Here is an 11,401-nt window from a genome sequence, read left to right as displayed (position 1 = left end):
GTCCAGGCAGACGTTGGTGGCGATCCGGTACAGCCACGACCGGAGCGACGAGCGGCCCTCGAACTTCTCGTGGGCCCGCCAGGCGCGGACGTACGCCCGGGCGCCCGACGCGGGACCGGCGTTCAATGGACGTATGCGACGCAACAGGAAGCGGAGGGGGCTGACCGTGGTCGCCGCGCTCGCCCTGGCGGCCGGGACCTTTGCCGCCGCACCGTCGCCGAGCCCCGGTGGCTTCGACGTGGCGAGGGCCCTGGACACGCTGGACTCGCAGGTGCAGGACGGCATGCGGCGCACCGGGGTGCCCGGCGTCTCCGTGGCCGTGGTCCACGACGACAAGGTCGTCTACCTCAAGGGCTTCGGTGTCCGCAGCACCGATGCCCCGGGCGACAAGGTCGGCCCGGACACCGTCTTCCAGCTCGCCTCGGTCTCCAAACCGGTGGCCTCCACCGTCCTGGCACAGGCCCTCGGCGCCGACGGCTTCGACGACCCGCTCAAGGGCGTCACCCTCAAGGACCCATGGGTCAGCTCGCACGTCACGGCGGCCGATCTGCTCTCGCACCGCTCGGGCCTGCCGGATCACTCGGGCGACCTCCTTGAGGACCTGGGCTACGACCAGGCGTACATCCTGTCGCACCTGCGCTACGAGCCCCTCAGCCCGTTCCGCACCAGCTACGCGTACACCAACTTCGGCTTCACCGCGGCCGCCGAGGCCGTCGCCAAGGCCAAGGGCGTGCCCTGGGACAAGCTCTCCGAAGACCTGCTGTACAAGCCCGCCGGGATGACGCACACCAGCTCCCGCTTCAGCGATTACGAGAAGGCGGCCGACCGCGCCCTGACCCACGTCAAGACCGACGACGGCACCTGGAAGCCGCGCTACGTCCGCGACGCCGACGCGCAGACCGCGGCCGGCGGCGTCAGCTCCAACGCCCGGGACATGGCCCGCTGGCTACGCCTCCAGCTGGGCGGCGGAAAGATCGACGGCAATCAGGTCATCAACAGCGCCGGCCTGGCCGAGACCCACCTCCCGCACAGCATCAGCCAGCCGCCCGCCGAACCGAACACCCAGCCCGGCTACTACGGCCTGGGCTGGAACGTGCGCTACGACGACCACGGCCGCCTGCGCCTGAGCCACGCCGGCGCCTTCGCACTCGGCGCCAACACCAACGTCACCCTGGTCCCCGCCGAGAAGCTCGCCATCGTGGTGCTCACCAACGGCGCCCCCACGGGCCTCCCCGACACCGTCGCCCTCAATTTCTTCGACACCGCCGAGTTCGGCAAGCCCAGCCGGGACTGGCTGCCCGTGGTGGCCGAGGCCTACAAGCAGCAGCTCGGCGAGGGCCGCTCGAAGACGGACTTCGCCAAGCCGCCCGCGGACCCGAAGCCGGCCCGCGCGGACAGCGCGTACACCGGTACGTACACCAACCCGTTCTACGGGCGGGCCACCGTCACGGCCGGCCCGGGCGGCGGGCTGGTGCTGCACCTGGGACCGAAGCCGATGGCCTTCCCCCTCACCCACTACGACGGGGACACCTTCAGCTTCGAGACCGTCGGCGAGAACGCCATCGGCCGCACCGGGGTGACCTTCACCGACGGCAGGATGCGGGTGGAGTACCTGGACGCCAACGGCCTCGGCACCTTCGAGAAGGGCAGCTAGGGCGCGTCCTTCGGGTCACCTGGCTGACCGGATGAAGATGGCGGCGAGGTGGAGTCCGGCGAGGTAGGTGGTGGCTGTCTTGTCGTAGCGGGTGGCCAGGCCGCGCCACTGCTTGAGCTTGCTTGACGAGCTGTACCGACGGCTGCTGCGCCTCCACCTGGAGCCGGCGTTCGGCGGTCAGTACGTCAACACCATCAGCCCGGAGCGGCGCCAGGCCACGGGTGCCACCACCACGGCCAAGTCCTACCGCTTGCTGAAGGCCATCATGCAGACCACGGTCGAGGACGAGCTGATCCGACGCAACCCCTGTTCCATCCGCGGTGCGGGACGTGAGGACGCGGACGAGCGGCCCGTCGCCACCATCGACCAGGTCTTCGCGCTCGCCGAGGCCATCGGCATCCGCTGGCGGCTGATGGTCCTTCTGGGCGCCTTCGCTTCCATGCGCCCTGAAGAACTGGCCGAGTTGCGCAGGGCTGACATCGATCTCGACACCGGCTCGGTCCGGGTGCGGCGGGCCGCCCCGGAACTGAACACGGGCCGCCGGATGATCGGGGATCCCAAGTCCCGCGCGGGCAAACCGGAGATCATGCTGCCCGCCTTCGTCCTCCTCGACGTCCGCCGGCACCTGGATTGGTTCGCCCAGCCGGGACCCGTGGGACTGGTGTTCGTGGGGGAGAAGGGCGCTGCCCTGCGCGGCACCACCTTCGGCCGCAAGTGGCGCAAGGCCCGTGACGCGGTTGGCATGCCGAAGGAGTTCCGCTTCTACGACCTGCGCCACACCGGCAACACCCTCGCGGCCGACACGGGGGCCAAACTGAAGGACCTCAGGTCCGTGCGGGCCAGTCCTCTGAGCGGGCGCAGCTGATTCATCAGCACTCCACCAAGGAGCACCAGCGCGCGCTCGCCGACAACATCGACATCGACGTACGCCGCCAGCGGACCCAGCCGGACCGGTATCCGGATGGAACTACGGCAGCCACCGTCCACAAGCTCGTGCCACGGCTCCCGGCTCCGAGCGGGGCCGCTCGGAGGAGGTGACGCGCCTCTCCAGCGTGTGGCGCAGGTCATCGAGGATGCGTCTCGATATTCGGGACCATTCGGCGCCCCGTCGCAGCCGGCGCTGGCTTAGCCGCCAATCTGATGCCCCGTGAGGGGACTTATGGCACGCGAATGGCACGCGGGCTCTGAGAGGTCTAGACAACGACGAAGGCCCAGGTCGGTGACCTGGGCCTTCGTTCAAGAGCGGATGACGGGAATCGAACCCGCGCTATAAGCTTGGGAAGCTCATGTTCTACCATTAAACTACATCCGCACAGCGATCCAGTCGCCTGGATCCGTGTCCATGCACACTTTACCCCATGATCGACCCCCGGTGAATTCACTGCGGGGTCGTCGTCGTATGTGGGGTCCAGGGGGGCGGGTGGAGGCGGGAGTTGGGCGTACCGTGGGGCGCGGAGCGGCGGCTGGAGTGGGTCGCGATCATCCCCTAATGTGGCGATTCATCGCAGTACGGCTGGTTTGGGGAAAGGGACTCGATGGAGCACACCGTCGTCCGTTGTGCCGAAGGGCATGTATTCAGCACCGCTTCGTTCCCGTTGCAGCACCTCGGGGCCGGGCGGATCGGGCCCGGGCGGTTGCTGAGGTGTCCGCGGTGCGCGCGGCTGAGGCACGCGGTGCCCGTGGGCGGCGTCAAGCGGTAGCGGGCATTCCGGGTGGAGGCGCGCGGGGCCGTTCTCGATTGGGGTGGCCCGCGCCCTCTGCGTATCCTCGGGACGTGCTTCTCTCCGACAAAGACATCCGGGCCGAGATCGACAGCGGACGGGTTCGCATTGACCCGTTCGACGAGTCGATGGTGCAGCCCTCCAGCATCGATGTACGTCTCGACCGGTTCTTCCGGGTTTTCGAGAACCACCGCTACGCGCACATCGACCCCGCGGTCGAGCAGCCGGATCTGACCCGGATGGTCGAGCCGGAGGGGGACGAGGCGTTCATTCTGCATCCGGGCGAGTTCGTGCTCGCCTCGACCTACGAGGTCATCTCGCTCCCCGAGGACATCGCCTCCAGACTGGAGGGGAAGTCCAGCCTCGGCCGCCTCGGCCTGGTGACGCATTCGACCGCCGGCTTCATCGACCCCGGCTTCTCGGGCCACGTGACCCTGGAGCTGTCGAACCTCGCCACCCTGCCGATCAAGCTCTGGCCCGGCATGAAGATCGGGCAGCTGTGCCTGTTCCGGCTCAGCTCGCCCGCGGAGTTCCCGTACGGCAGCGAGCGGTACGAGTCCCGCTACCAGGGGCAGCGCGGCCCGACCGCCTCGCGCTCCTTCCAGAACTTCCACCGCACTCAGGTGAGGCACGAGGCATGAGCGCCGTACGCGAGAACCTGACCTACGAGGGTTTCGGGAACGCCGTGCGCGAGCTGGCGCAGACGATCGCCGACGACGGCTACGAGCCGGACATCATCCTGAGCATCGCCCGGGGCGGGGTCTTCGTGGCCGGCGGGCTCGCGTACGCGCTCGACTGCAAGAACATCCACCTGGTGAACGTCGAGTTCTACACCGGTGTGGGGACCACGCTGGAGATGCCGGTCATGCTGGCGCCCGTGCCCGACGCGATCGACTTCTCCGACAAGAAGGTCCTCATCGCCGATGACGTGGCCGACACCGGCAAGACGCTGAAGCTCGTGCACGACTTCTGCCTGGGAACGGTCGCCGAGGTGCGTTCGGCGGTCGTCTACGAGAAGTCGCACTCCCTCGTGAAGTGCGAGTACGTGTGGAAGAAGACCGACGAGTGGATCAACTTCCCCTGGTCCGTCGAGCCGCCCGTGGTCAGGCGCGAGGGCCAGGTCCTCGACGCCTGACGTGAACAGCGGAGGGGCCCGTCGCGCACCCTGCGCGGCGGGCCCCTTCTCCGTCTTCTCCGTCGCCGTTACAGCGTGCCGAGCTTGATGATCGACAGGAGCGCGACCAGCTGGATCGCGGAGGCGCCGAGCGCCTTCTGCCACGGCAGGTCGTGCGACTTGCTGATCAGCGAGGTGAAGAGCGCGCCGGCCGCGAGCCAGGTCACCCAGCCCAGGACCTGGACGAACATGTTGTCGCCGCCCAGGAACACCGCCACCAGCAGGCGCGGCGCGTCCGTGACCGACATGACCAGCATCGACAGGCCCACGGTCGGCTGCCACGCGCCGTCGCCGCCCAGCTGGCGGGCCAGCGTGTGCGTGACCGCGCCCAGGATCAGGCCGCAGATGACGAAGGCCACGCCGGTGCTCAGGACGATCGGGACCGCCTGCGTGAGGGTCGCCTTGATCGCGTCCTCGCGCGCCTTGTCGAAGCCGAAGACCGCGAGCATCCCGTAGAGGAAGGTCACGGTCAGCGCCGGGCCCCAGACGGCGTAGTCGCGCATCTGGAGGAACGTCGGACCCGGCCGCAGCACGATGCCGCGCAGGAGCGCCTTCCAGGGCAGCCGCGGTCCGGCCGGCGGAGCGGCGGCCGCCGCGCCCGCGTGATACGTCGCGCCCTGGCTGTACGGGTCCTCGCCGACGGAGAACGCCTGGGTGTGCCCCGGGTTGTTCGCGTACGAGGGCTCGTGCGGGGCCATGTACGGGCTCTGCGGCGGCTGCTGCTGGCCGTACGGGTCGAAGTACTCGGGCTCGCCGTGGCCCCCGGCGGTGGCCGCGCCCTGCTGCGGCCAGTGCTGCTGCGGGGGTGGTCCGGCGGGAGGGTACGGCTGATGGCCGTACGGGGTCTGCGGCGCTTGTTGCTGCTGCTGACCGTACGGCTGCTGCCGCGAGGGTTGTTGCGGAGGTTGCTGCGGCGTGCGGTTGTTGTCCCGGCCGCGTCCGATCCTGAATCCAGCCACGTGATCGAAAGTACCTGCTCCGCCGGGCGCCGGTGGCCGGGCAGCCGGAACACGTGGCCTTTGCGGCTGAGCTGTGACATCCCCTAGGGGATACCGGGGGTGGGGGATTTACGCGGCTGAGCGGGAGTTTGTGGGGGTTCGTTACGTTGCCTACGGAATGCGTACATATCGGGTCCGTAGCTTCGTCGGTGTCGCCCCCACGGAGTCACGAACGAGCAGGAGCCCCACCATGCGCAGCGCCCGCCGCACCACCCTTCGTACCGCCGCGGTCTTCGCCGGAGTCGCCGCCGTCCTGGCACTGCCGGTCGGATCCGCCTTCGCGGATTCGCCGACGGTGCCGGAGCCCGAGGTGCTGCCCGGCATCGAGCAGCCGGCCGTGGACCCGTCGCCCACCACCCCGCCGCCGACGCCGCCCGTGAAGGTCCGGGGGTACGTCACCACCGTGAAGCTGGCCGACGGGCCGGTCGCCAAGGTCTACAAGATCAGCGACGACCACTTCGAGGCGGACGTCTTCGCCGGGGGCATGAAGCTGGGCACCCTGGTCAGCAAGGGCGGCAAGCCGGCGTACGGGCAGAACAACGGCCTGCACGTGACCCTCCGGCCGAACGGCACGGTCACCTCGCGGGTCGAGGGCACGCAGAAGTCGATCGAGAAGCCGAAGCCGAAGCCGAAGCCGGTACCGACGCCGGAGGCGAAGAAGGAGAGCTCGGTCCGGATCACCATGCCGGACGGGCGGATCGCGAAGCTCGTCGACGGCCCGAAGGGCAAGCGCGTCGAGATCTCCACGCCGAACGGGAACCCGCTGGGCACGATCGACCTGAAGAACCCGAGCGCGCTGAACGATGGCTGGACGTACAAGCTGGTCCGGGACGGCAAGCGCGTGAAGTTCGTCGTCATCGACGGCAGGAACGGCGGCGACAGCTGGGTGTACGACTTCGCCACCGGGAAGCTGATCGAGAAGTACACGGCCGAGAAGCCGTCCCCCGCCGGGCTGGGCTTCGCCCTGCTGCGGGGCGGGCGAGGCTGATCCCGTCCCGGGTGGGACACACACGGAGCGGCCGGCTCCCCTGACGGGGGACCCGGCCGCTCCGGTGCTCGTGGCTACCGCCGGGGCCTACTTGGCGCCCTCGGGCTCCTCGGCCTCGGCGCCACCCTCGGCCTTCGCCTCCGGCTCGGCCGGGACCTTCGCCTTGAGCTCCGCGTCAGCGGCGGGCTTGGCATCGGCTTCGGGCTTGGGCTCCGCCTTGGCGGGTGCCTCGGGCTGGGCCTTGGCGGCGGGTGCCTCGGGCTGGGCCTTCGGCTCCGCGTCGGCGGCGGGCTTGGCCTCGGCTTCGGCCTTCGGCTCCGTCTTGGCGGGTGCCTTGGGCTCGGCCTTGGCGGCGGGTGCCCCGGGCTGGGCCTTGGGCTCCGCGTCGGCGGCGGGCTTGGCCTCGGCTTCGGGCTTGGGCTCGGCCTTGGCGGCGGGTGCTGCCTCGGCCTTCGGCTCCGTCTTGGCGGGTGCTGCGGGCTCCGCCTTGGCGGCGGGTGCCGCGGGCTCGGTCTTCGGCTTCGCCTCAGCGGCAGGCTTGGCCTCGGCCTTCGCAGCCACCGGCTCGGGCTTCGGCTCGGGCTCCGGCTCCGGCTCCGCGACCTTCACCGATTCCAGCAGCAGCTGCGCCACGTCCACGACCTGCACGGACTCCTTGGCCTGGCCGTCGTTCTTCTTGCCGTTGACCGAGTCGGTCAGCATGACCAGGCAGAACGGGCAGGCGGTGGAGACGATGTCCGGGTTCAGGGACAGGGCCTCGTCGACGCGCTCGTTGTTGATGCGCTTGCCGATCCGCTCCTCCATCCACATCCGCGCGCCACCGGCGCCACAGCAGAAGCCCCGCTCCTTGTGGCGGTGCATCTCCTGCTGCCGCAGCCCCGGCACGGACGACATGATCTCGCGCGGCGGCGTGTAGACCTTGTTGTGCCGGCCCAGGTAGCACGGGTCGTGGTACGTGACCAGGCCGTCGACCGGCGTCACCGGCACCAGCCTGCCCTCGTCGATCAGGTGCTGGAGCAGCTGCGTGTGGTGGATGACCTCGTACTCGCCGCCGAGCTGCGGGTACTCGTTCGCGATGGTGTTGAAGCAGTGCGGGCAGGTCGAGACGATCCGCTTCGCCGACTTCGGCTTCTTCGTCGCCGGATCGTCGTCGTCCTCACCGAAGGCCATGTTCAGCATGGCCACGTTCTCCTGGCCGAGCTGCTGGAACAGCGGCTCGTTGCCCAGGCGGCGCGGCGAGTCACCGGTGCACTTCTCGTCGCCGCCCATGATCGCGAACTTGACGCCCGCGATGTTCAGCAGCTCGGCGAAGGCCTTCGTGGTCTTCTTGGCCCGGTCCTCCAGCGCGCCCGCGCAGCCGACCCAGTAGAGGTAGTCGAACTCCGACAGGTCCTCGACGTCCTTGCCGACGATCGGAACCTCGAAGTCCACCTCCTTGGTCCACTCGACGCGCTGCTTCTTCGCCAGGCCCCAGGGGTTGCCCTTCTTCTCCAGGTTCTTGAGCATCGTGCCCGCCTCCGACGGGAACGCGCTCTCGATCATCACCTGGTAGCGCCGCATGTCGACGATGTGGTCGATGTGCTCGATGTCGACCGGGCACTGCTCCACGCACGCACCGCAGGTCGTGCACGACCACAGCACGTCCGGGTCGATGACGCCGTTCTCCTCGACCGTGCCGATCAGCGGGCGCTCGGCCTCCGCGATGGCGGAAGCCGGGACGTCCTTGAGCTGCTCAGGCGTGGCCTTCTCGTTGCCCTCCATGTCCTTGCCGCCGCCGGCCAGCAGGTACGGGGCCTTGGCGTGCGCGTGGTCGCGCAGCGACATGATCAGGAGCTTGGGGGACAGCGGCTTGCCGGTGTTCCAGGCGGGGCACTGCGACTGGCAGCGACCGCACTCCGTGCAGGTGGAGAAGTCGAGGATGCCCTTCCAGGAGAACTGCTCGACCTGCGAGACGCCGAAGACGTCGTCCTCGCCCGGGTCCTCGAAGTCGATCTCCTTGCCACCGCTGGTCATCGGCTGGAGTGCGCCGAGCGCGACGGCGCCGTCGGCGTTCCGCTTGAACCAGATGTTCGGGAAGCCGAGGAAGCGGTGCCAGGCGACACCCATGTTGGTGTTGAGCGAGACGACGATCATCCAGATCAGCGAGGTGCCGATCTTGATCATCGCGGTGAAGTAGATGGCGGTCTGCAAGGTACCGAGCGAAAGCCCGTCGAAGGCGAGCACCAGCGGGTACGAGACGAAGTACGCCGGGTCGTACGAGTCCACGTGGTGGATCGCGCCCTCAAGGCCGCGCAGCGCGAGGATCGCGAGGCCGATGGTCAGGATGATGTACTCGACGAAGTACGCCTGCCAGGCCTTCGAGCCGGTGAAGCGCGACTTGCGACCGGCCCGCGAGGGCAGGCTGAGCAGCCGGATGACGATGAGCACGAGGATGCCCACGACCGTCATCAGGCCGATGAACTCGATGTACATCTCGAACGGCAGGAAGCCGCCGATGACCGGCAGCGTCCAGTCGGCCTGGAAGAGCTGGCCGTACGCCTGTGCCAGCGTCGGCGGCAGGGTCAGGAAGCCGATCGCGACGAACCAGTGCGCGAAGCCGACGATGCCCCAGCGGTTCATCCGGCTGTGGCCGAGGAACTCCCTGACCAGGGTGAGCGTTCGATCCTTCGGGCGGTCCGTGCGGCGGCCTGCCGGTACGGGCTGGCCGAGCTTCACGAACCGGTAGATCTGCGCCACGGCTCGGGCGAGCAGCGCGACGCCGACCACGGTCAGAACCAGCGACACGATGATCGCGGCGAGTTGCATGGGAGGGCTCCTCGGGCGGGACTTACTAAGCGGTAACTTATTGAGTCAAGGCTTGAGGTTACCCATTCCCCGCGCCGCAATGTAGGTGAGCGAGCGGTGATCTGTGTCGCTCAGGCATGCCTCTGTCGGTAGGCGGCCCGAGGGGTTTGGGCGAGGATCGCGAGATCCATTCCCAGCCAGTGACTCTCCACATAGTGCAGGTCGAGCAGGGTCATCTCCTCCCAGGGGAGGTCGGAGCGAGTGCCGATCTGCCACAATCCTGTCATTCCGGGACGTACGAGAAGCCGCTCGGGGCGGTCCGTACGCGTTTCCGGGCGCGGCCCGACCAGCGACATCTCGCCGCGCACCACGTTCAGCAGCTGCGGCAGCCCGTCCAGCGCGCACCGCCGGACCGCGGCCCCGAGACGGCCCGCGCCGTCCGTGCGCAGCCGCCAGGTCCGAAACGGCCGCCCGGCCAGTCCGACCGCCGGTTCCCGTACGAGGACCCGCGTGCGCGTCGTCGCGTACAGCAGGGCGGCGGTCAGTGTGAGCGGGGTGGCGAGCGCGGCCAGCAGGATCACCGCGCCGATGAGGTCGAGCACCCGCTTGGCCTGTGGCCTGGCCGGCCGTTTCCCTGGGCGGGCGGGGAGGGTGAGCTGTAGGGGCATGCCAGCACCGTGCCGGACGGGTGCTGCGGCGGTCCTGCGCCGCGCGGCCCGGGTCCCCCGCTCGGCCCCGGCGTGTGCGGCGCCGTTGCTGGGGGCTCCGCCCCCAGACCCCCGCGCCTCAAACTCCCCCAGCTACTGCTGGTGAGGGGCCCCTGGCGGGGCTGGGCTGGTCGGCCCCGGGCAACCCCGGCCGCCACCGCGGGATGGCATGAGCGTAAGGGGGGCCTAAAGGTTGAGCCTCCTAGGCTCACCTCTGTTGACGCCGACGCAGCGATCCGGCATTCTTGAGCCTGTTCCACTCAAGTCAGCTGGAGGAATCGAAATGGCACGTGCGGTCGGCATCGACCTGGGCACCACTAACTCCGTCGTCAGCGTTCTGGAAGGCGGCGAGCCCACCGTCATCACCAACGCCGAGGGCGCCAGGACCACGCCGTCCGTCGTCGCCTTCGCCAAGAACGGCGAGGTCCTCGTCGGCGAGGTGGCCAAGCGCCAGGCGGTCACGAACGTGGACCGGACCATCCGCTCCGTCAAGCGCCACATGGGCACTGACTGGAAGATCAACCTGGATGGCAAGGACTTCAACCCGCAGCAGATGAGCGCCTTCATCCTGCAGAAGCTGAAGCGCGACGCCGAGGCGTACCTGGGCGAGAAGGTCACGGACGCGGTCATCACCGTCCCGGCCTACTTCAACGACTCCGAGCGCCAGGCGACGAAGGAGGCCGGCGAGATCGCGGGCCTGAACGTCCTGCGTATTGTCAACGAGCCGACTGCGGCCGCCCTGGCCTACGGTCTCGACAAGGACGACCAGACCATTCTCGTCTTCGACCTCGGCGGCGGCACCTTCGACGTGTCGCTCCTCGAGATCGGCGACGGTGTCGTCGAGGTCAAGGCCACCAACGGTGACAACCACCTCGGTGGCGACGACTGGGACCAGCGCGTCGTCGACTACCTCGTGAAGCAGTTCCAGAACGGCCACGGCGTCGACCTGGGCAAGGACAAGATGGCCGTGCAGCGTCTGCGCGAGGCCGCCGAGAAGGCGAAGATCGAGCTGTCCTCCTCCACGGAGACCTCGATCAACCTGCCCTACATCACGGCCTCCGCCGAGGGCCCGCTGCACCTGGACGAGAAGCTCACGCGCTCGCAGTTCCAGCAGCTCACCGCGGACCTGCTCGACCGCTGCAAGACCCCCTTCCACAACGTCATCAAGGACGCGGGCATCAACCTGTCCGAGATCGACCACGTGGTCCTGGTCGGCGGCTCCACCCGCATGCCGGCCGTCGCCGAGCTCGTCAAGGAGCTCACCGGCGGTCAGGACGCCAACAAGGGCGTCAACCCGGACGAGGTCGTCGCGATCGGCGCGACCCTCCAGGCGGGTGTGCTGAAGGGTGAGGTCAAGGACGTCCTGCTCCTCGAC

General features: G+C 68.9%; 7 protein-coding genes, 1 tRNA gene and 4 pseudogenes. 6 read left to right on the top strand and 6 right to left on the bottom strand.

What is annotated here, in order from left to right; all coding sequences use genetic code 11:
- A pseudogene (locus ACWDYJ_RS34640) lies at positions 1-90 on the bottom strand (sigma factor); the annotation flags it as partial.
- A 43-nt stretch (positions 91-133) separates the two neighbouring features.
- Between ACWDYJ_RS34640 and ACWDYJ_RS34635 the strand changes: the two are divergent.
- Positions 134-1,654, top strand: a complete 1,521-nt coding sequence (locus tag ACWDYJ_RS34635; protein WP_451569576.1) for a serine hydrolase — start codon at positions 134-136, stop codon at positions 1,652-1,654.
- A 15-nt stretch (positions 1,655-1,669) separates the two neighbouring features.
- Here ACWDYJ_RS34635 and ACWDYJ_RS34630 read toward each other — a convergent pair.
- Positions 1,670-1,774 (bottom strand): annotated as a pseudogene (locus tag ACWDYJ_RS34630) (IS5-like element ISMt1 family transposase); the annotation flags it as partial.
- 13 nt (positions 1,775-1,787) lie between these two features.
- On the opposite strand from ACWDYJ_RS34630, the pseudogene ACWDYJ_RS34625 reads away from it, so the two are divergent.
- Positions 1,788-2,692: pseudogene (locus ACWDYJ_RS34625) on the top strand (tyrosine-type recombinase/integrase); the annotation flags it as partial.
- 203 nt (positions 2,693-2,895) lie between these two features.
- Here ACWDYJ_RS34625 and ACWDYJ_RS34620 read toward each other — a convergent pair.
- A tRNA-Gly gene (locus ACWDYJ_RS34620) sits at positions 2,896-2,966 on the bottom strand.
- Between the two features lie 462 nt (positions 2,967-3,428).
- Here ACWDYJ_RS34620 and dcd point away from each other — a divergent pair.
- Together dcd and ACWDYJ_RS34610 are read left to right on the top strand one after the other, a co-directional pair.
- Entirely contained in the window at positions 3,429-4,016 is a 588-nt protein-coding gene (gene dcd / locus ACWDYJ_RS34615) for a dCTP deaminase (protein ID WP_385575249.1), read from the top strand.
- Positions 4,013-4,510 carry a phosphoribosyltransferase gene (locus ACWDYJ_RS34610; RefSeq protein WP_451569575.1) on the top strand — a complete coding sequence of 166 codons (498 nt, stop codon included), beginning with the start codon at positions 4,013-4,015 and terminating at the stop codon, positions 4,508-4,510. The genes dcd and ACWDYJ_RS34610 overlap by 4 nt, the downstream gene beginning before the upstream one ends.
- Positions 4,511-4,578: 68 nt before the next feature.
- Here ACWDYJ_RS34610 and ACWDYJ_RS34605 read toward each other — a convergent pair whose 3' ends face one another.
- Entirely contained in the window at positions 4,579-5,508 is a 930-nt protein-coding gene (locus ACWDYJ_RS34605) for a Yip1 family protein (protein ID WP_451569574.1), read from the bottom strand.
- 229 nt (positions 5,509-5,737) lie between these two features.
- On the opposite strand from ACWDYJ_RS34605, the gene ACWDYJ_RS34600 reads away from it, so the two are divergent.
- Positions 5,738-6,535, top strand: a complete 798-nt coding sequence (locus ACWDYJ_RS34600; protein ID WP_451569573.1) for a hypothetical protein — start codon at positions 5,738-5,740, stop codon at positions 6,533-6,535.
- A 561-nt stretch (positions 6,536-7,096) separates the two neighbouring features.
- Here ACWDYJ_RS34600 and ACWDYJ_RS34595 read toward each other — a convergent pair.
- Positions 7,097-9,340 (bottom strand): annotated as a pseudogene (locus ACWDYJ_RS34595) ((Fe-S)-binding protein); the annotation flags it as partial.
- A 110-nt stretch (positions 9,341-9,450) separates the two neighbouring features.
- A complete protein-coding gene (locus ACWDYJ_RS34590; RefSeq protein WP_451569572.1) occupies positions 9,451-9,987 on the bottom strand; it encodes a sugar transferase in 537 nt (178 codons plus the stop codon).
- A 322-nt stretch (positions 9,988-10,309) separates the two neighbouring features.
- Between ACWDYJ_RS34590 and ACWDYJ_RS34585 the strand changes: the two genes are divergently transcribed.
- Positions 10,310-11,401, top strand: a 1,092-nt coding sequence (locus ACWDYJ_RS34585) for an Hsp70 family protein (RefSeq protein ID WP_451569571.1), incomplete at its 3' end; no start/stop codon positions are given.

The sequence above is a fragment of the Streptomyces sp. NPDC003042 genome (assembly GCF_053591315.1).
Note: the sequence above shows the minus strand (reverse complement) of the source record. Positions and strands in the feature narration are given on the sequence as shown.